General features: G+C 62.2%; 20 protein-coding genes. 12 read left to right on the top strand and 8 right to left on the bottom strand.

Going from position 1 to position 19,649, the window contains the following annotated elements:
* Positions 1-3 precede the first annotated feature (3 nt).
* The 5 genes from OKC29_RS19660 to OKC29_RS19680 are packed head-to-tail and all read left to right on the top strand — an operon-like array spanning position 4 to position 4,218.
* Entirely contained in the window at positions 4-837 is an 834-nt protein-coding gene (locus OKC29_RS19660; protein ID WP_073352028.1) for an alkaline phosphatase family protein, read from the top strand.
* Positions 837-1,736 (top strand): ABC transporter permease, encoded by a 900-nt coding sequence (locus OKC29_RS19665; RefSeq protein ID WP_073352030.1) that lies wholly within the window; start codon positions 837-839, stop codon positions 1,734-1,736. The genes OKC29_RS19660 and OKC29_RS19665 overlap by 1 nt, the downstream gene beginning before the upstream one ends.
* The gene (locus tag OKC29_RS19670; protein ID WP_073352031.1) at positions 1,729-2,505 is read left to right on the top strand and encodes an ABC transporter permease; all 777 of its coding nucleotides are present in this window, start codon (positions 1,729-1,731) and stop codon (positions 2,503-2,505) included. Before OKC29_RS19665 ends, OKC29_RS19670 begins: the two co-directional genes overlap by 8 nt.
* Before the next feature lie 6 nt (positions 2,506-2,511).
* Positions 2,512-3,519 carry an ABC transporter ATP-binding protein gene (locus OKC29_RS19675; protein ID WP_073352033.1) on the top strand — a complete coding sequence of 336 codons (1,008 nt, stop codon included), beginning with the start codon at positions 2,512-2,514 and terminating at the stop codon, positions 3,517-3,519.
* Between the two features lie 39 nt (positions 3,520-3,558).
* Positions 3,559-4,218 (top strand): HAD family hydrolase, encoded by a 660-nt coding sequence (locus tag OKC29_RS19680; RefSeq protein ID WP_039215951.1) that lies wholly within the window; start codon positions 3,559-3,561, stop codon positions 4,216-4,218.
* A gap of 15 nt (positions 4,219-4,233) precedes the next feature.
* On the opposite strand, the gene OKC29_RS19685 is transcribed toward OKC29_RS19680, so the two are convergent.
* A complete protein-coding gene (locus OKC29_RS19685; protein ID WP_073352034.1) occupies positions 4,234-5,844 on the bottom strand; it encodes a sensor domain-containing diguanylate cyclase in 1,611 nt (536 codons plus the stop codon).
* Between the two features lie 109 nt (positions 5,845-5,953).
* On the opposite strand from OKC29_RS19685, the gene OKC29_RS19690 reads away from it, so the two are divergent.
* Both OKC29_RS19690 and OKC29_RS19695 read left to right on the top strand, forming a co-directional pair.
* A complete protein-coding gene (locus tag OKC29_RS19690) occupies positions 5,954-6,394 on the top strand; it encodes a DUF2214 family protein (RefSeq protein ID WP_073352036.1) in 441 nt (146 codons plus the stop codon).
* Positions 6,395-6,542: 148 nt separating this feature from the next.
* A complete protein-coding gene (locus tag OKC29_RS19695) occupies positions 6,543-7,442 on the top strand; it encodes a DMT family transporter (RefSeq protein WP_073352039.1) in 900 nt (299 codons plus the stop codon).
* Positions 7,443-7,519: 77 nt separating this feature from the next.
* Here OKC29_RS19695 and OKC29_RS19700 read toward each other — a convergent pair whose 3' ends face one another.
* A complete protein-coding gene (locus OKC29_RS19700) occupies positions 7,520-8,377 on the bottom strand; it encodes an AraC family transcriptional regulator (protein ID WP_073352041.1) in 858 nt (285 codons plus the stop codon).
* Positions 8,374-8,859: a GNAT family N-acetyltransferase gene (locus OKC29_RS19705; RefSeq protein WP_017410779.1), complete on the bottom strand. Its 486-nt coding sequence runs from the start codon at positions 8,857-8,859 to the stop codon at positions 8,374-8,376. Before OKC29_RS19705 ends, OKC29_RS19700 begins: the two co-directional genes overlap by 4 nt.
* Before the next feature lie 163 nt (positions 8,860-9,022).
* On the opposite strand from OKC29_RS19705, the gene OKC29_RS19710 reads away from it, so the two are divergent.
* Entirely contained in the window at positions 9,023-10,471 is a 1,449-nt protein-coding gene (locus tag OKC29_RS19710) for a catalase (RefSeq protein ID WP_073352043.1), read from the top strand.
* A 471-nt stretch (positions 10,472-10,942) separates the two neighbouring features.
* Here the strand turns inward: OKC29_RS19710 and OKC29_RS19715 are convergent, their stop codons facing one another.
* Positions 10,943-11,269 carry a YnjH family protein gene (locus OKC29_RS19715; RefSeq protein WP_073352044.1) on the bottom strand — a complete coding sequence of 109 codons (327 nt, stop codon included), beginning with the start codon at positions 11,267-11,269 and terminating at the stop codon, positions 10,943-10,945.
* A 215-nt stretch (positions 11,270-11,484) separates the two neighbouring features.
* Between OKC29_RS19715 and OKC29_RS19720 the strand changes: the two genes are divergently transcribed.
* Together OKC29_RS19720 and OKC29_RS19725 are read left to right on the top strand one after the other, a co-directional pair.
* Positions 11,485-12,654, top strand: a complete 1,170-nt coding sequence (locus tag OKC29_RS19720) for a hypothetical protein (RefSeq protein WP_073352046.1) — start codon at positions 11,485-11,487, stop codon at positions 12,652-12,654.
* Between the two features lie 158 nt (positions 12,655-12,812).
* Positions 12,813-13,586 carry a substrate-binding periplasmic protein gene (locus OKC29_RS19725; RefSeq protein ID WP_029305219.1) on the top strand — a complete coding sequence of 258 codons (774 nt, stop codon included), beginning with the start codon at positions 12,813-12,815 and terminating at the stop codon, positions 13,584-13,586.
* A gap of 54 nt (positions 13,587-13,640) precedes the next feature.
* Here OKC29_RS19725 and OKC29_RS19730 read toward each other — a convergent pair whose 3' ends face one another.
* Positions 13,641-14,021, bottom strand: coding sequence for a hypothetical protein (locus OKC29_RS19730; protein ID WP_042067905.1), 381 nt, complete (start codon positions 14,019-14,021; stop codon positions 13,641-13,643).
* A 197-nt stretch (positions 14,022-14,218) separates the two neighbouring features.
* Between OKC29_RS19730 and OKC29_RS19735 the strand changes: the two genes are divergently transcribed.
* On the top strand, positions 14,219-15,598 hold the full coding sequence (locus OKC29_RS19735) for a bifunctional NUDIX hydrolase/phosphatase PAP2 family protein (protein ID WP_073352052.1): 1,380 nt from the start codon (positions 14,219-14,221) through the stop codon (positions 15,596-15,598).
* The gene (gene ydiK, locus OKC29_RS19740; RefSeq protein WP_162275787.1) at positions 15,595-16,680 is read left to right on the top strand and encodes an AI-2E family transporter YdiK; all 1,086 of its coding nucleotides are present in this window, start codon (positions 15,595-15,597) and stop codon (positions 16,678-16,680) included. Before OKC29_RS19735 ends, ydiK begins: the two co-directional genes overlap by 4 nt.
* Positions 16,681-16,915: 235 nt before the next feature.
* Here ydiK and OKC29_RS19745 read toward each other — a convergent pair whose 3' ends face one another.
* From OKC29_RS19745 to OKC29_RS19755, 3 genes are all read right to left on the bottom strand, one after another.
* Positions 16,916-17,770: an LPO_1073/Vpar_1526 family protein gene (locus OKC29_RS19745; protein ID WP_073352054.1), complete on the bottom strand. Its 855-nt coding sequence runs from the start codon at positions 17,768-17,770 to the stop codon at positions 16,916-16,918.
* A 3-nt stretch (positions 17,771-17,773) separates the two neighbouring features.
* The gene (locus tag OKC29_RS19750) at positions 17,774-17,995 is read right to left on the bottom strand and encodes a hypothetical protein (protein WP_073352056.1); all 222 of its coding nucleotides are present in this window, start codon (positions 17,993-17,995) and stop codon (positions 17,774-17,776) included.
* 409 nt (positions 17,996-18,404) lie between these two features.
* Complete coding sequence (locus OKC29_RS19755) at positions 18,405-19,535, bottom strand: agmatine deiminase family protein (protein ID WP_073352058.1); 1,131 nt, start codon at positions 19,533-19,535, stop codon at positions 18,405-18,407.
* Between the last annotated feature and the right edge of the window lie 114 nt (positions 19,536-19,649).

The raw sequence follows: 19,649 nt of genomic DNA on the forward strand, positions 1-19,649 counted from the left end.
CCAGTGCAACACAAGGTGATAGTGGTACTTGTGGATGGCCTCTCTGCCGGGGTAGCCCATGGGATGGGCTACCTCGCAGGCATGGTGGAGGCGGAGCGTGGCCTCTATACGACCCTCAGCTGCGCCCTGCCATCCCTCTCCCGGCCTCTCTACGAGTGCATCCTGACCGGCGTACCGCCGGTGGCGAGCGGCATCACCCACAACGGGGTGAGCCGTCTCAGTCTGCATGACTCCATCTTCCATCTGGCCCGCGCCGCGGGTAAACGCACCGCAGCGGCGGCCTACCATTGGGTGAGCGAGCTTTACAACAAGAGCCCCTGGCTGGCGGCCCGCGATCGCTTTACCCACGATGAGCAGCTGCCGATCCAGCACGGCTGCTTCTACTGGGATGACAACTACCCCGACAGCCATCTGCTGATGGATGGCGAGTGGCTGCGCAGCCAGTACGCTCCCGATTTTCTGCTGATCCACCCGATGGGGGTGGACGATGCGGGCCACCAGTTTGGCTTCGACTCCCGCCAGTACCGCAATCAGGCGCGCCGGATGGACAGCCTGCTGGCCGACCTGCTGCCCCAGTGGCTGGCGGAGGGGTATCAGGTGGTAGTCACCTCGGATCACGGCATGAACAACGACCTGAGCCACGGCGGCACCCTGCCGGAAGAGCGCACTGTGCCGCTCTGGCTGTTTGGCGATGCTTTCGTCGAGCGCTGGCCGGATGGGGTGGCGATTGCCCAGACCCAGCTCTGCGCCCTGATGGCGGATCTGCTGGGGGTTTCCCACGACAAGCCGGCAGCGCCACCGCTGCTCAAGGCCGCCTTTATGCGCGAGGTGCACTGATGATGCCTGCAACCACCGAGATCCTCGTGGATCAACCCGTGGCAACCAAGCAGAAGGTGCGCCGCCACTGGCTGCCCGCGCTGGTGCTGCTGCCGTTTGTCCTCTTGATGATCCTGTTCCAGCTTGCCCCCATGGTGTGGGTGCTGGTGGGCAGTTTCCAGACCCCGGATGGCTGGGGCATCGACTACTACCGGGAGATTTTGAGCTCCCCCTTCTACCTGCAATCGTTCGGCAACTCATTGCGCATCGCCGGTATCGCCAGTATGGCGGGGCTTGCCATCGGCACCCTCGGGGCGGCAGCGCTGCGTCACAGCGGCGAGCGGGTCAAGCGGGTACTGCTGGCCTTCGTCACCATGACCGGCAACTTCAGCGGTGTGCCGCTGGCATTCGCCTTTATCATCATTCTCGGCATCAACGGTGCAGTGACCCTGCTGCTCAAATCCTGGGGCCTCATCGACGGCTTCAACCTCTACTCGGGCAGCGGCCTTATCCTCATCTACACCTACTTCCAGATCCCGCTCGCCCTGCTGCTGCTCTATCCGGCCTTCGATGCGCTGCAGGATGAGTGGCCGCAAGCGGCCGCGCTGCTCGGCGCGAGCAAGGGGCAGTATGTGTGGCACGTGGCGCTGCCGGTGCTGACGCCTGCGCTGCTCGGCACCCTGATCATCCTGTTTGCCAACGCGGTGGGGGCCTATGCCTCTGCCTACGCCCTCACCACCGGCAACTTCAATCTGGTGACCATCCGGGTGGCCAGCCTGGTCTCCGGCGACATCTTCCTCGAGCCCAATATGGCGGCGGCGCTGGCGGTGATCCTGATGGTGCTGCTGGGAGTGGTGACGGCCGCCAACCAGTGGCTGCTGAAAAAGAGCTATGTGAACAAGGGGCAATCCCATGCATGATTTGACGCCGCGCTGGCCAAAGTGGGTGCTGGGTGGGCTGGTCGCCACCCTGCTGCTGCCGCTGCTGGCTACCTTTCTCTACTCCATCTCCACCCGCTGGGGGGCGACCCTGCTGCCGGATGGCTTCACCCTCGACTGGTATCTCAAACTGTGGGGCGACCCGCGCTTTCTGGCGGCCTTTGGCCGCAGCCTCCTGGTCTGTTTCGCCACCCTGCTGCTGGGGACGCTGGTGCTGGTACCCACCGTGCTGGTGGTGGCCTACTACTTCCCCAGGCTGGATCCCTGGATGAACCTGTTGATCCTGCTCCCCTTCGCGGTGCCGCCGGTGGTTTCTTCGGTCGGGCTGCTGCAGATCTACGCCGACGGCGTCTTGCCCATCATCGGCACGCCGTGGATCCTGATCGGCACCTGGTTCACCGTGCTGCTCCCCTTCATGTACCGGGCGCTGGCCAACAGTTTGCAGGGGGTGCCGCTGAAAGATCTGATGGATGCCGCCCACCTGCTGGGGGCGAGCAGCGCCCGCGCCTTTCTGCTGGTGGTGATCCCCTGCCTGCGCAAGGGGCTGCTGGCGGCGCTGTTTCTGTCGCTCTCCTTCCTGCTTGGCGAGTTCGTGTTTGCCAACATGCTGGTGGGAACCCGTTACGAGACCCTGCAGGTCTACCTCTACAACATGCGTGCTACTTCGGGCCACTTCACCAGTGCGCTGGTGATGAGCTACTTCCTGCTGACCCTGCTGCTCACCTGGGCGGCCAACAGATTTCATCGGTGAATCAACATGTTCCATCTAGAAGTGAATCAACTGCACAAATCCTACGGCGATACCAAGGTGTTCGAGGGGATTGAATTCGGCATCCGCAAGGGGGAGCTGGTGACTCTGCTCGGCCCCTCCGGCTGCGGCAAGTCGACCCTGCTGCGGGCGCTGGCCGGGCTCACCCCGGTGGATGGCGGTCAGGTGCGGGTGGCCGGTGAAGACATCACCTGGCAGGAGCCCCAGAAGCGGGGCATCGGCATGGTGTTCCAGAGCTATGCGCTGTTCCCCAACATGACGGTGCGGGACAACGTCGCCTTCGGCCTCAAGATGAAGCCCCAGCCAGGGCGGGATCTGGCCGCCAGCGTGCAGGAGGCGCTGGAACTGGTGGAGCTGACCGGTTTCGAGCGCCGCTATCCGAGCGAACTCTCCGGCGGCCAGCGCCAGCGGGTGGCGCTGGCCCGCGCTCTGGTGGTGCAGCCGCGGATCCTGCTGCTGGACGAGCCGCTCTCGGCGCTGGATGCCCGCATCCGCCGCAGCCTGCGCCAGCAGATCCGCGAGATCCAGCAGCGCCTTGAACTCACCACCATCTTCGTGACCCACGATCAGGAGGAGGCTCTGACCATGTCGGACCGGATCTTCCTGATGAACAAGGGATCCATCGTCCAGAGCGGCACACCGGAGGAGATCTACACCCGCCCCGCCAGCGAGTTCGTGGCGAGCTTTATCGGCAACTACAACCTGCTCGATGGCGAACAGGCCAGATCCCTGTTCGGCCCGCACTGCCGCGGCAAGCTGGCGCTGCGACCGGAGTCCCTTTCCCTGCTGCCGGCTGGCGCTCACAGCGACGAACCGAACCTGCCGGGGGTCATCAGCGGGCAGCAACTGCTCGGCAACGTGATCCGCTATCAGGTGAGCTGTCCGGCGGGCCTGCTGACGGTGGACTGCCTCAACCGCTCCGCTGGCGAGCTGCTGCCGGTGGGCAGCACCGTGACCCTGGTGGTGGCCCGGGATCAGCTCTGTGAGGTAGCATGACACCGGATTTCATTTCCATTTTTACTGCGAGGAGCACCCATGGCACTGGCACTGTTTGATCTGGACGAGACCCTGATTGCCGGGGATTCCGCCAGCCTCTGGCTGGCGTACATGGTGGCCGAGGAGCTGGCTCCGGCCAGCATGATCGCCGAGGAGCAGGCGATGATGTCCCTCTACCATCAGGGCAAGATGGACATGCACCAGTACATGGCCTTCACCCTGCAACCGCTGGCGGGCAAGACGCGCCAGTGGCTCGACTCGCTCTGCGCCCGCTTTGCCGAGCAGGTACTGCGCGATCGTATCTACCCGGAGGGGCTGGCACGCATCGAGTGGCACCGCCAGCGCGGCGACGAGCTGGTGCTCATCTCCGCCTCCGGCGAACATCTGGTGGCCCCCATGGCGCAGATGCTGGGGATGGATCACTGCGTGGCCATCCTGCTCGACGAGGAGGCCGGCATGCTGACCGGCCAGACCCGCGGCACCCTCAGCTTTCGCGAGGGCAAGGTGGCCCGCATCAACCAGCTGTTTGCCGCCAGCGCCAACCCCTGGCAGGAGAGCCACGGCTACAGCGACTCCCACAACGATCTACCGCTGCTGCAGGCGGTAACCCACCCCCACGCGGTCAACCCGGCGCCCGGTCTGCGCCAGATCGCCATCGAGCAGGCCTGGCCCACCCTCGACTGGCAGCTGGCCTCCTGAATGAAGAAGAGGCCCTCAGGCCTCTTCCTTGCTCAGCAGTGCATCGTCGGCAGGGGGCGCATCCTCCTGCCTCTTCGCCTCCGGCCTGCCCAGATAGATGCGGTTCTTGCCGTCGCGTTTGGCCCGGTACACCTCGGCATCGGCGATCTCCAGCAGCGTCTTGCCATCCATCCCCGCCTGACTGGCTACCAGCCCGCCGCTGAAGGTGATCCTGAGCTCGGGCTCGCGCCAGTCCAGTGACTCCACCCCCTTGCGGAACTGCTCCAGCAGCATCTGGCAGAAGTGGATATCCGGGTTGACCAGCAGCACCACCAGCTCCTCGCCGCCGTAGCGGCAGACCCAGCCGTGATCCCCCAGCAGTCGCATGCCCAGCTTGGACACCCGCTTGAGCACCACGTCCCCGGTCTGATGGCCGAAGGTGTCGTTGACCCGCTTGAAATCGTCCAGATCCACCATGGCCAGGCAGAACGGCTGATGCTCGAACAGCAAACGATTGACGCGTTCGTCGAAGAAGCGGCGGTTGTAGAGGCCGGTCAGCTTGTCGAGGTTGGCCTGCTGGCGCGCCTCGTGATAATCCTTGCTCACCTCCGCCAGCTCGGCATAGACGTGTCTGAGCTCGCGCATCCCCCCCTGCGGCACCTCATCGGGCTGCATCCGGCTCGCCCGGATCATGCTGGAGATCTCGTCGAGCATGCGGCGAAAATAGCGGGACCAGACCAGCGCCAGCATCACGTAGAGCACGCAGGCCAGCGCCACCATCAGCTGCACGTTGAGGGAGACCCGCTCCACCACCGCCATAACGCTGGCCGCCGGCTGCACGCTGATCAGCACCCAGTTGCGCTCGGGCAGCTTGCTGTAGGCCACGAACTGGCTGGAGGCCTTGTCCAGAAAGATGCCGTCCTCCTGGCTGAAGCGGGAGAGCCACTCGGGATGGGCCATGGGTTTGAGCAGTTGAGCGGTGTCAGGATGTGCCAGCACCTTGCCGGACTGGTTGACGACCATCTGGTAGCCATCCCCCAGCTGGCGATTCAGCTGGGCGGAAAAGGGGGCCAGGATGGCATCCATCGCAAAGACCCCGCGCACCTTGCCATCCCGGTCGGTCAGGGCCCGCGCCAGGGCGATCACCAGATTGCCGTTGGTATAGTCGTAATAGGGCTCGGTCCAGACCATCTTGCCCACGTACTGGCTGGCCAGCTGATACCAGGGGCGAACCCTGGGATCGAAGTTGGCATCCGCCTGCCAGGCGGGGTAGATCAGCATCTGGCGTTCGGCAGTACCGATGTAGATGTAGACCAGGTCGGCCATGACCCCCTTGTAGAGCTGCCACTCCTTCAGATAGGTCTCGGTGTTGTGCAGACGGGGACCGCTGATGTCCGCCACCTGCACCTGGTCGTAAATGAGGGTGAACTGGCGTTCCATCTCGTGCAGATAGGGTTCGATGAAGACGTGGCGCAGCTGGTGATTGGTGGCGAGCAGGCGCTGCTGCAGCTCGTTTTGCAGGCTGCGTTCCATGTGCAGGTAGTAGATCCCCCCCAGCATCAATACCGGGATGAACAGCAGAAGCAGGCCCAGACGCATCCGGGCAACCAGGGACCAGGTTTTTTTGGAGACCGCTCGTTTATCCAATCCTGACTCCTGCTATTGCCAGACAACGCGTAGTGTCAGAATATCAGCAGCGCGAGATGGCGTCCAAAGGGAAGCTGACCATCTGCTCAACGAGAGGTAATCGACAAGGATGCTGAACCCGGATCTGTTGATGGCGCTGCACTACGGCGCCGTGATCACCCTGACCGGAGCGATCACCTCCGAATATTTTCTGTTCCGTCGCGGCATGTCCATCGAGCAGGTGCGCAAACTGCTGCTGGCCGATGGCCTGGCGGCGCTTGCTCTGTTGCTCATCTTCATCACCGGGGTGTTGCAGGTGCTTGCCCACCCCGACGAGCCGTCCGTGCTGCTCGCCAATCCGGGCTACCGCACCAAGCTGCTGCTGTTCTGCGTGATGGCCATCAGCTTTGGCTACCCCAGCCGTCTCTTCTACCGCTGGCGCCGCTCCCTGCGCCAGGGGCGCGCCCCCATGGTCTCCATCCAGCAGCAGTTCTGGGTGATCTGGATCCTGCGCGGCAACCTGCTGCTGCTCGCCCTCATCCCCCTGCTGGCCGGCATCGCCAACGGTTGAGCCGCACGAGCTGCGGCAAGGCCGTGGGATAACCGCTCACACTGCCAACCTCATCGACAGCTAAAGACAAATCCCCCCGCGCACGGTTATCTTGGAGGCTGGAGTGTTGCGGCACGGCTCTGCCCGTCCGTCTTTCAGGGATGAATCTATGCGTTCGAACATGATGTTATTGATGGCCGCCGCCATCTGGGGGCTGGGCTTCGTGGCCCAGCGGCTCGGGATGGATCACATGGGGCCTTACACCTTCAACGGCCTGCGCTTTCTGTTGGGGGCCGCCTCCCTGCTGCCGCTACTGTGGTGGCTCAAGTCCCGGCAACCCACCGCACAGCCCGGTGATCGGCGTCTGCTGCTGACCGGCGGCCTCATCGCCGGTACCGTGCTGTTCAGCGCCGCCTCGCTGCAACAGGTGGGGCTGCTCTACACCACGGCAGCCAAGGCGGGTTTCATCACCGGTCTCTACATCATACTGGTGCCGGTAATAGGGCTCGCCCTGCGCCACAAGACGGGGGCCAATACCTGGGTTGGCGCCCTCATCGCCATGGCGGGGCTCTACTACCTCAGCGTCACCGAGGATTTCACCATCGGCTACGGCGACCTGTTGCAGGTGGTGGGCGCCCTGTTCTGGGCCGTACACCTGCTGGTGCTGGATCACTACTCGAGCCGGGTCGCCCCCATTCGCCTCGCCGGCGTTCAGTTCGTGGTGTGCGGCCTGCTCAGTCTGAGTACGGCACTGGTCATCGAGACCCCCAGTCTGAGTGGCGCGGTGGCCGGCTGGCAGGCCCTGCTCTATGCCGGTCTGGTGTCGGTCGGGGTGGGTTACACCCTGCAGGTGGTGGGTCAGCGCGGCGCCCATCCGGCCCATGCCGCCATCATCCTCAGCCTGGAGACTGTGTTCGCCGCCATCGGTGGTGTGCTGTTGCTGGGGGAAACCCTCGACGAGCGCGCCATGGTGGGCTGCGCCCTGATGTTGGCAGGTATGCTGATCTCCCAGATCCGCCTGCGCTGGTGGTGGAAATCCCGGCGGGACAAGGTGCCGAGCCAGCCCTGATGCGGCAGGCATGCCGGAACGCCAGTCACCCCAAACAAAACGAGGCGCCCAGGGCGCCTCGTTTTATGGCCGCACGCCTAGCGCACGCTGGAGCAGAAGCTCACGTCGTCGCGCAGGGGATCGTTGCTCACGCTGTGGTAGAGTTCGAAGCAGGGGCCGCTGCCAAACTCCAGCCCGGCCGCAACTATGTCACCCACATGCTCCTGCCAGCGCGGTCCGTACTGGTTGCGGTCGGTGATGAGGTAGCGGGACTGGGCATAACGGCCAGCCGGAATGAGCTGGGTCTCCACCTCTCCCTCACCCCGGGTCTGGGGCGGCACAGTGATGCCGATGTCGGTGCGGCACTGGGCCGGCGGCGTCACCTCCGGGTTGTCGTGGTAGATGAAGATCCACTCCCCACCCTCCAGACCGCGCGCAGCGGCCCACTGGTGCAGGCGGCCGCAGACGGCATCATAACCCTCGCCATAGGGACCGGTGACCCGCACATAGGCCAGGGTGCGGGCATCCATCTCGACAGTTTTCATGGTGTTGCTCCTTGCTGATGAGTGGCCTTCAGCATAAGGGGACGGGCCATCCCATGCGTGTCCATCCTTGCTCTCCAGGTGTCCATTCTTGCTCTTGTCACTGCGAAACGCGCCCGGTGTGCAGCCATAGTAGCGACGAAAGGCCTTGGCAAACGCCTGGGAGCTGCCTAGCCCCGCCCCCAGCGCGATGGCGGTGATGCTGGCATCGGTGTAGCAGAGCTGCCAGGCGGCCCGCTGCATGCGCAGCCGCCGGCACATCTCCCCCGGCGCCTCGCCCGCCACGGCGGTGAACACCCGATGAAAATGGTAGAGGGAGAGGCAGGCCCGCTCCGCCAGCGCCTCAATGGAGAGATCCGGATCCTGCTCCAGCGCCCGCAGCACCGGGATGAGCCGGCGGCGGTAGTCGATCATGGCCGGATCCTCGCCATGTAGAGGGCATCCACGTACTCCCCCTGACGAAAGGCGTAGCCACGGGCCAGCCCCTCCTCGACGAAACCGAACTTGCGATAGAGCGCCAGCGCCCCCTGATTGTCGGTGTAGACGGTGAGCTCGACACGTTGCAGGTTGAGCCAGTTGTCGGCCATCTCCAGCGCGGCCCCCAGCAGGGCGGAGCCCACCCCCTTGCCGGCCCAGTCATCCCGCACCCCCATGCCGATACAGGCCACGTGCTTGCGCCTGGGGTTGGGCTCCATGTGCAGCGAGAGCTGGCCCACCAGCAGGCCATCGACCTCGGCCACCAGCGCCACCACGCTGCCGCTCTCCAGCCGCTTCTGCCACACGCCCAGGGTCGGATAGGGCAGTTGCAGGGTGCCCGCCTGGGCGTTGGGCATGGCATAGAGATCCCGCAAGGCGGGGGCATCGGCCGGTTCGGCGTGACGAATGGTGATCTGCATCTGAGGCTCCTTCTCGAAAACCTCATCATGCAGCATCAGAAGGGTCCGGTCATCCCCCCAGCCCCACCCATTTGTGATGCCTATCAAAGGGCGAGGGAGGGCCCATTGGTTCCCTGGTTTTTCCTTGTTATAGACTCAAGGCTCACCAACAAGGAGAAGCACCATGAACGACAAGACCCTGCACAGTGCCAATGGCGCCCCCGTTGTCGACAACAACAACAGCCTCACCGCCGGCCCCCGCGGCCCGGTGCTGATGCAAGACATCTGGTTGATGGAAAAGTTGGCTCACTTCGATCGGGAACGGATCCCGGAGCGGGTGGTTCACGCTAAAGGCTCGGGCGCCTACGGCACCTTTACCGTGACCCATGACATCAGTGCCTTCAGCAAGGCCGACCTGTTCAATGCCGTCGGCAAGCAGACCCCGGTGTTCCTGCGCTTCTCCACCGTGGCCGGTGAGAAGGGCGCCGCCGACGCCGAGCGCGACGTGCGCGGCTTCGCCCTCAAGTTCTACACCGAGCAGGGCAACTGGGACCTGGTGGGCAACAACACCCCGGTGTTCTTCATTCGCGATCCGCTGAAATTCCCCGACTTCATCCACACCCAGAAGCGGGATCCGCGCACCAACCTGCGCAGCGCCACCGCCGCCTGGGACTTCTGGTCCCGCCATCCGGAATCCCTGCATCAGGTCACCATACTGTTCAGCGATCGCGGCATCCCCAAGAGCCTGCGCGAGATGAACGGCTACGGCAGCCACACCTTCAGCTTCATCAACGACGCCAACGAGCGCTTCTGGGTCAAGTTCCACTTCAAGACCGAGCAGGGCCACAGCTTCTACACCGATGAAGAGGCTGCCACCGCCGTCGGCCAGGATCGGGAGACCAGTCAGGCCGATCTGTTCAACGCCATCGAGCGGGGCAACTTCCCGCGCTGGAAGGTCTATGTGCAGGTGATGCCGGAGGCCGAAGCCCAGACCTACAAGATCCACCCGTTCGACCTCACCAAGGTGTGGCCGCACAGCGACTACCCGCTGATCCCGGTCGGCGTGCTGGAGCTCAACCAGAACCCGGACAACTACTTCGCCCACGTGGAGCAGGCCGCCTTCACCCCGGCCAACGTGGTGCCCGGCATCGGCTTCTCGCCGGACCGCATGCTGCAGGGCCGCCTGTTCTCCTACGGTGACACCCAGCGCTATCGCCTCGGCGTCAACCACGGCCTGCTGCCGGTCAACGCCCCGCGCTGCCCGTTCCACCACGGTGCCCACCGTGACGGCGCCATGCGGGCCGACAGCAACGGCGGCGCCAGCCCCAACTACCAGCCGAACCGCTTCGGCACCCAGCAGCCGAGCGAGCAGCACGAGCCGGCGCTGAGCCTGGAAGGGGCCGCCCTGCACTACGATTTTCGCGACTACGACAGCGACTACTACAGCCAGCCGGGCAACCTGTTCCGGATCATGGACGAGGGGCAGCGCTCGCGCCTCGCCGCCAACCTGGCGCGCTCCCTCGTCAACGTGGAGGATGACGCCATCGTCGCGGCCCAGCTCAAGCACTTCGAGCAGGCCGACCCCGAGTACGCCAAGCGGGTCGAGCTGGCGCTGGCCGCCCTGCAGCGCTAAATCGCAGGCAGCCAACATCTGCCAAAGCAAAACGGGGGCCTGCTGGCCCCCGTTCTCGTCATGATGGTATTTGATAAATAAAAAACGGAGCCCAAGGCTCCGTTTTCACTACTGTATCAATCCCGGACGCAGCGCCCTCGCGCTCTTCCCGCTCCCTTGCCAACAGGCGTTTGTACCACCCGTTACGGCAAACATGCTGTGCATAGGCAGAGTGTCACAGTGATCGTCTGCGATGATGAATAAAAAACAGAGCCCAAGGCTCTGTTTTCACTGCTGTATCAATCCCGGACGGAACGCGCTTCGCGCTCTTCCCGCTCCCTTGCCAACAGGCGTTTGTACCACCAGCTACTGCGACGACGTTGTGCATTGGAAGAGCGACGAGCCATTTCTTAGGTTCCAGCCAAGAGAGGAAAAGAGCCGCATTATGCGATAGAGGTCACGTCCATGTCTTTAGCTGGATCAAGAAAAGCCTCACTGACCGACGCTGATGATGCCGCTCTTCGTCGCCTTGCCGGCCGCATCCGACGCCCTTTTCGGCTCGCGCCAGGCCAGTGGCCCGTTGCTCTCCAGCTCGTTTTGCGGGGCGCACTCCAGCCAGCTGTCGCCCTGCGCGATCCTGGCCCCCAGCGAATATTTCTGATCCTGATACCAGCAGACTCGCTCCGGCAGCGAGCCCAGCGGCAGCACCAGTTCGGCCCCCACTTCCACCCGCTTCGGCTCTGCCGCCACGCCAGTGCCGGTCGCCCCGCCCAGCAGCGCCAGCAACAGCCAGCCACCTACCCTCTTGCCCAGATACATGATGTCTCTCCTTGCTCGATAGAAGGTTCAGGCGACCGGAAACGACACAAACTTGATTAATAAGCAGCGCCCTCGCTGGCATTCCCAAGCCAATATGATAGCCTGCCAGCGCCTGCTCATGCCCGTCAAAACAGGTGCAGGAAAACCCCGGTGGATTTGTCGGTTCTCGACGAATATAACCTTATTAATCAAATCGTTATTTGGATATTATCCCAATGCGTATCATGCCGTTGCTCCAGGCGGCCTGCCTGAGCCTGATGTTGTCCGCCTGCGTCGCCCCCCTGTTGATGATGAGCCCCACCAGCCAGCTGATGTGGGCCCTGCTCAAACCCCTGGTCGGCTTCGACCCCAATGAAGCCAACCTATTTGAACAGCCGCTGATCAAGGACCGGATGACCAGCATCCTCGGCCCCAATTACGACAGCACCATGCAGTTGCTCAAGACCGCCAACGAGCTACAGCAGGAAGGGCCGCTGTTCTACGTGGTCTCCCGCTATGCCCCCGTGCCGGACGTTGCCAAGCAGGCCGGCATGGTGTGGAACTCACAGACCAACCAGATGTCCGTCATGCTGCTCAAGGGGGACGGTACGCCCCAGGTCTTTGGCGAAAACCTGGCGGCCGGTGCCCCGAGCTGGCCAACCGAGATGCAGAACTGGCAGACGCAGGGCAATCCGGCGACCAGCGCGCTCACCGGTGCCACCAACAGTCTGACCGGCTCGGCGACCAAGAGCCTGACCGGCGCCGCCACCACCAGCTCGGTATTTGGCAGCGTGCTGGGTTCCCTGCAGCAGGGCACCAGCAAGACCATGGCTGACACCACCAAGCAGGTCGTGAACGGCGCCGCTACCTCGGCCCAGCAACAGGCCGGCAAGGCAGCCAGCAGTGCCACTGCTACCGTGCAGCTGCAGGCCACCAAGGCCGTGACCGAGCCCGCCAAGCAGGCGGCCAGCAGCGCCAACGCCACCGTGCAGCAGCAGGCCACCAAGGCCGTCACCGAACCGGCCAAGCAGGCGGTCAGCAACGCCACTGCCACCGTGCAACAGCAGGCCACCAAGGCCGTAGCCGAGCCGGCCAAGCAGGCGGCCAGCAGCGCCACTGCCACCGTGCAGCAGCAGGCCACCAAGGCCGTCACCGAACCGGCCAAGCAGGCGGCCAGCAGCGCCACTGCCACCGTGCAGCAGCAGGCCACCAAGGCTGTGACCGAGCCCGCCAGGCAGGCGGCCAGCAGCGCCACTGCCACCGTGCAGCAGCAGGCCACCAAGGCCGTGACCGAGCCCGCCAAGCAGGCGGCCAGCAGTGCCACTGCCACCGCAACGGATGCGGCCACCAAGGCCGAGGCCGCGCGCGCCGCTGCCGAAGCCGAGATGGAAGCCTTGCTCAAGTAAGCCCCTCACCAGGCCATCGCAAGATGGCCTGGCTGTTTTCCACCCCCTCGCTCCCCACCACAATCCCTCACCGCCCACGCTACCGGGCGCGGGAAATCATGAACTTCTCGACATAGCCCCCTAAACTGGAAGGACGATTTGTTGCAAGGAGTGCTGCCATGTCGCGTCTGCTCAGCCTGATGATCTGCTGCTGTCTCGGCACAGCCCTGCCCGCCTCGGCGTTCACCTATTACTCCGAGCAGAACATGCCGTTCAACGGCCAGGATGAGAAGGGCAACAGCACCGGCCTGGCGGTGGAGCTGCTGAGACTGATGTGGCAGGAGATGGGCGAGCCGGAGCAGCCCATCCACTTCATGCCCTGGGCCAAGGCCTGGTACCTGCTGACCCAGCAGCCGGATGCGGTGCTGTTCACCACGGCCCACACCCAGGCGCGGGATCCGCACTTTCTCTGGGTCTGCCCCATCAGCCACTCGCGGGTCTCACTGGTAGGGCGCAAGCGGGATGCCCCCAAGGTGACCGGCAAGGCCGATCTGACCAAGCTGCAGATCGGAGTCATGCAGGCGGATGTAGGGGAGCAGCTGCTGCTCAACCGGGGCATCAGCCCCGCCAACCTGATGTCGGTGGAGCGCATGGATCAGGTGGTACGCCAGCTCATCATGGCCCGCACCGATCTGGTGGCCGGCAACGAAGTCATGCTGTTCCACCAGGCAAGGCAGCTCGGTTTTTCGTCCGATACCTTCGTCACCGTCGCCACCCTGGCGGATCAGGACAACTGCTTCGCCTTCAACCCGGCGGCGGACAAACAGCAGGTCGCCCGTCTGCAACAGGCGCTCGACAAGGTCAGACAGGGGGAGGCCTTCAAGCGGCTGATCGCCCGCTATCAGGATGTGGTGCAGTCACCACCGGCGGATCACCTGCCCACGATCGAATAAACCCAGGATGCAAACAGGCCACCCGAAGGTGGCCTGTTTCATGGTGCGATCCGCTCACTGGAAGTGGTGGTCGTGATCGGATTTCTTGGCCTGGGCACTTTCGCTGTGCTCGATGGCGGTGCGGATGAGGTCCACCCCGGCACGGATGATCAAGACCCCCATGTTGACCAGCTTGACGCAGACCCACATGAAGGTGATGAGCAGGATCAGCTTGAGCACGGTCTGGAACGCCTCCAGGAAGTTCTGCTCCAGCTGGCCGGTCAGACCGCTGGCGCTGGTCATCAGCCAGGTGTAAACCTCGCGCACGAAGGGGATGCGGCTCGGCATCTCCAGCACGTCCAGCGCGGCAGGCAGGGCCTGGAAGATGACGATGCTGCCGAACAGGATCAGGATGACGCCGATGGCGATACCCAGAAAAAAGCCAAACTGTTTCATGGAAGGTCCCAAGGTTTGCTGCATGAAAATAACATAGCTGCCAATACTAGGGACTGCCTCTCCCCGCGGCAATCCTTGTGCAGCTGGCCAGCCTCTCGCCAAGCCGCCCCAAGTAGCGAAGCCTGACTTGAAACCATTGCCCAACTATCTGATTTCTGTGACGCTTGTGCCCACTCTCCCTCACTCGTCAGGCGGTCATGTCGCGCTACTGTTTTTTGCTGTTCTGTCTTCTGTTGGCGGGATTGCCCGCTCTGGCCGCGCCAGGCGCAGCCGTCTGCGTCGTCAAACATCAACAACAGCTGTTGCTGGTGCAGGACAGGGTCTCGTCCCGCTACAGCCTGACCGGCGGCTACATAGACGCGGGCGAGACGCCGCAACAGGCGGCGTTGCGGGAACTCTATGAAGAGACCGGCCTGCGGGGTCGGGTCATCGCCGAGCTGGGGCCATGGCAGCGCGCCCTGCTGTTTGCCTGCCAGACCCTGGAACCCATTCGCGCACAGACCGGCTCTGGCTTTGTCTCCCTGCTGCGGGCCCCCAATCTGGGCGGCGAGATCCTCAATGCCAGGCTGATCGCTCCGGCCCGGTTGCCGGATGATCAGCGCCGCTTTCCGGCGCAGCTCGACTGGCTGGCCCCCCTACTGGCCGCCATTCCCGACAGCCCTGTGCTGTGGCAGCCCGATTTTCGTGGCGAGGGCAATGCACTGCACCAAATGGAAGTGCCGCTGATCCACCAGCTGCAGACCTGGCTCGGTACCCAGGTGCGCTGGCTCGAGGTCAGCAACCTGTTCGGTTCAGCCGCCTTTCAGCTTGCCCTGCTACCCTTGCTGCTGCCCTGGCTGGGCTGGCCCCGGGTGCGCCAGTTGCTGCTGGCCATGCTGACCCTCACCGTGCTGGTGCAGCTGGCCAAGGAGGGGATTGGCTGGCCCAGACCCTTCCACCTCGATCCCGCGCTGGCACAAGGCAGCGCCCAGGGCTTCGGCATGCCGAGCGGCCACGCCGCCTCGGCACTGCTGTTCTGGGGCGCATTGCTCAGAGGGTGCTGGCCCGCCAACCCCTGGCGCAGCACCACCCTGGCTCTGCTGCTGGCGGCCCTGACCGGGCTGGCCCGGGTCTGGCTCGGGGTTCACTTCCTGTCGGATGTGGCGGTCGGCCTGCTGCTTGGCGCATTGCTGCTGGCCCTGCATCCCCGCCTCGCCAACCTGGCGGCCAAGCCGTGGAGCTGGGCCGGGCTCACCTTCGCCTGCGCGCTGGCCGCCGGGTGGAGCCAATCCTCGGCGCTGGCGGGCCTGGCCACCTTCAGTCTGGGGCTGACCCTCGGCATGATGTTGCCGCTGCCGCGCACGGTGCAGACTGGCTGGCGCACCCCGCTGCTGGCGCTGCTCGGCGGCCTGCCGCTGGGGGCGCTCTGGTGGGTGCTGCCGCTCTGGCTGACCAGCTCCTGGCTTATCCTGCTCGGCCAGTGGCTGCTTTATTGTTGCCTGGGGCTCTGGTTGAGCGCCGGCCTCTGGTGGATACTCTCACTCGTGAATAATGACCCGCTACCCAAGGGCCCAGGCCCTGACAAGGGATTGCTATGAATATGAAAAAAGTGGATTTGGCCAAGATAACCCTGGGAGTACTGTTCCTCAGCCTCCTCATCGTCTCCTGCTTCATGGTGCTGCGCCCCTTCCTGCCCGCCCTGGTGTGGGCCACCATGATCACCATCGCTACCTGGCCACTGATGCTGATGGTGCAGCGCCTGCTGTGGGGCAAGCGCGCCCTGGCGGCCCTCAGCATGACCCTGGTACTGCTGCTGATGTTCGTCATCCCGCTCTTCATGGCGCTGGCCAACGTGGCGGAGAAGGCCCCCATGCTGATTGAACTCGGCACCACCATCAGCCACTCCCCGCCTCCCGAGCTGCTCTGGCTACAGCAGGTTCCGCTGGTGGGCGGCAAGCTCTATGACTTCTGGCAGCAAATTCTGGCGAGCGGTGGCCAGGTGCTGTTTGCCAAGCTGGCCCCTTATTTTGGCCAGACCGCCCGCTGGCTCGCCTCCCAGGCGGGCAACCTGGGGCTGCTGTTCGTCCACTTCCTGCTGACCGTCGGCATCTGCGGCCTGCTCTACCACTCGGGTGAAGTGGTGGCGACCGGCATTCGCCGTTTCGCCCACCGGCTGGCCGGCGAGCGTGGCGACAACGCCACCGTGCTCGCTTCACAGGCGATCCGCGCCGTGGCCATGGGGGTCGTCGTGACCGCACTGGTGCAATCCTCGGTGGCGGGATTGGGTCTGCTGATTGCCGGCATCCCCTACACCATGATCCTGGTGGTGGTGATGTTCCTGCTGATCGTCGCCCAGATCGGCCCCTTTCCAGTGCTGCTGGCCTGTGTCGGCTACCTCTACTGGAGCGGCGATACCACCTGGGGAACCTTCCTGCTGGTCTGGTCGCTGCTGGCAGGCACCATGGACAACTTCCTGCGCCCCTTCCTGATCAAGCGCGGCGCCGACCTGCCGCTCATTCTCATTCTGGTGGGGGTTATCGGCGGCTTGCTGGCGATGGGGATCATCGGCCTCTTTATCGGCCCGGTAGTGCTGGCGGTGGGCTACACCCTGCTGGATGCCTGGATCAAGGAAGATGACCAACCGGCGACCGCTCTGGTGGAGCCGCCCAAGGCGCCGTGACGATTCATTCATCCCCGATGCAAAGAGCCGCCCATTGGGCGGCTCATTTGTTTGTGGTGAGCGTGGTTTATGGCGATAGCGTCAGGTTTGCTAATTCGTGCCAACCTGCATACCCCACATATTACCGCCCCATGCAGGTTTGATTAGCCAAATTTCCTCTCAAGCAACTAACGCACGGTTTTACGATGAGCCGGAGCGCAGCGTAGACGAGTCCAACAAGAGCCGTTTGTTATGTTCAATTTATCCAAATCTTAAGGTCTATATTGGTAAATATACGACCCAAGTTTGTAAGAGCAATAACTTGACCAAAGCTGTTTAAATTGGCAGATGAGAATTTTTCTTTATCATACAGTTCTAAAAGCTTACATAAACTCGGCGCCTTATCCTTTATTCTTTCTTTAAATTCCTGCGTGTTCTCTGCGAGCAAGGGATAACCGTTAAACTGAATTTCATATACATCATGACCAAACATAGGATTGAAATCTAAAACTCCAACCCCAGCCAAATACTGCAAATTTGGCACTGACAGCACGCAGTCACGCCCGAAGGCGGCTAGAACAGGTGCAGCAAATTGCTCCAAATGTCCAAAAGAAACATTCGGCATCTGAATAGTCATGCTTGACATAAAATGTTTAACACTAAGAAAATTTATGTGTTCTCTCGTGAGCTTAGGCGTAAGTCGAATTGCTTCTTCAATAGTAATATCTAATAAATCACTATTGCCTCTATCAATTCTTGAAGCGACCAAACTTGCCAACAAATTTAAGTCCGCCTTTTTACCTTTTTTGGCAGCTCCCTGAACTGCCTCATTCAAGGCTGCTTGGACATCGGGTTGTGCAAATTTTCCTGGATCAGTAACTGCTTGTTTTTTCGCAATCTCAGTCTTTAACTCACTAGCCAAGGCCATGACATTTTCATTGACCTGCTTCATCGCTTCTTCTTGGAGCTTAGGAAAATTGTCATGTATTAAATCAAGACATAGCTGTTTGACGTTACGATAGTCCATCCCCTGATGGGTGATATTGATATCTCGCCTTGCTTGGTAAGCATCAGAGTTTTCACCTGTCTCTTGCTTCATATCCCCTATCACGGCCTACTCCTTAATGTTAATATCTCTGCCTGATTGATAGGCTTTAGAGTTTTTGCCTACCTGCTGATTCATATTAGAATTTTTACCAAAAAAGAAAGTTGCCGCAAAAGCTGCGATGAACGAAAGAAATGCAACAACCCCTTCAAAGCTATAGTTATTCACATATGAGTGAAATCCCGATATTAAAATACCGATCAACGTAACCAGCTGGCTGAATAGCTTCATTTTACCTCCGTAGTCTTGAGAACATAACAGTGATTAGATAAACGGCAGTACTAATCAGTTAATAGAACCTTTCGTATAACTCTGCCCCCCCCCTGAACACCGCTACAAGAAATACATTTTAGATCACAATATTGCCAACGGCCTCTGGTGCTGAATCCGTTCGCTCAACATTTCCCGTTGGCTCTATTTTTTGCCACTGAGCAAAAATACACTTGTGGAGCGGCAATGGAAAGCACCACACGGCCTCGGCGTTGTGAACAGGTCAGGAGTGTGATCAAGGTGATACGCCATATGGCGTAGTGGGCCAAGATTTATGGCGGCGGGTAAAGTGGTTCGTGGTTAACAAAAAAGCATGGCGATATAACCCGGAGCGTGGCAACGCCCCGGGTCATGAGTTTGTAGAGAATGGTCAGGCTGGCTGGTGCAGGGTGATGCAGTGAATGCCGCCGCCACCGGCGGCGACCGGATCGATATTGATCTGCACGATTTCGCGGCCGGGGTAGAGGCGGGCCAGCAGCTCGTGGCAGTAGCTGTCGGCGGCCTTGTCGCCAAACTCGGGGGCGATCACCGCACCATTGATCGGCAGATAGTTGATATAACCGGCGGCGAAGTCGCGGCTGCGGCTAAAGCGGTTGTCCCGCCCATCGAGCGGGGGCGGCAGTACATGCAGCTCCAGCTTGTTGCCGTCGGCATCGGTGGCCTGCTTGAGGATGGCCATATGCTGGCGGGTCACCTGGTAGTCGTGGGACTCCGGATCGTTGTCCAGATTGACCACTACCACCCCGGGGCGGACAAAGCGGGCGTAGAAATCGACGTGGGCATCGGTAATGTCCTTGCCCTTGATGCCCGGCAGCCAGATGATTTTGCGCAGCCCCAGATTGGCTTTCAGCTCCGCCTCCAGTTGTGCCTTGCTCACCCCCGGATTGCGGTTGCTGTTGAGCCAGCAACTCTCGGTCATGATGGCGGTGCCGTTGCCATCCACCTCGATACCGCCCCCCTCGCCAGTCAGCTTGCTTTGCAGATAGTGAGCATCCGCCTGCTTGCTGACCAGCTCGGCTATGCCCGCATCCTGTTCGTGCTCCTGCTTGTCGCCCCAGCCGTTGAAGTTGAAATCCACCAGCCCCAGCTCCCCTTCGCCGTTCTGGACGAAGACGCCGCCGGTATCGCGCAGCCAGATATCGTCCAGCTCGGCGACGACAAAGCGGGTGTTCTGTTCGCCGCAGAGCTGGCGGGCCAGCGCCTGTTCGGCTTCGCGACAGAGCACGTTCACCTGGGTATAAGGCGCCATGGCCTGTACCAGCCGGCCGATGGTTGCCTGCACCTCCTTGTAGTCGCGGCCCCAGATAGCCGAGCTGGCGGCAAAGGCGACCCAGACCTGCGTCTGAGGGGCGGCTTCATCGGGCATATGGAATCGCTCGCCGGTGGCAGCCTCCTCATCGGCATTGCTGCTGGCTGCGTGCACCTTGCCCGGCAGATTGCCGAGCCCGGCCAACACGCCAATGGCCGCCAGCTGTTTCAATACGTTGCGTCGGGATGGCATGAAAAACTCCTTGGATAAGCGCGCTCTTTGCTGTCGCTGAATGACCGAAAATAACAAGCGCTGTTAATCTAATTGCGTTGAGTAATAGACTATCCGTGGCTTTGGCGGCGAACA

Origin of the sequence: Aeromonas sp. QDB34, from assembly GCF_027705405.1 — a bacterium.
Taxonomy (GTDB): domain Bacteria; phylum Pseudomonadota; class Gammaproteobacteria; order Enterobacterales; family Aeromonadaceae; genus Aeromonas; species Aeromonas hydrophila.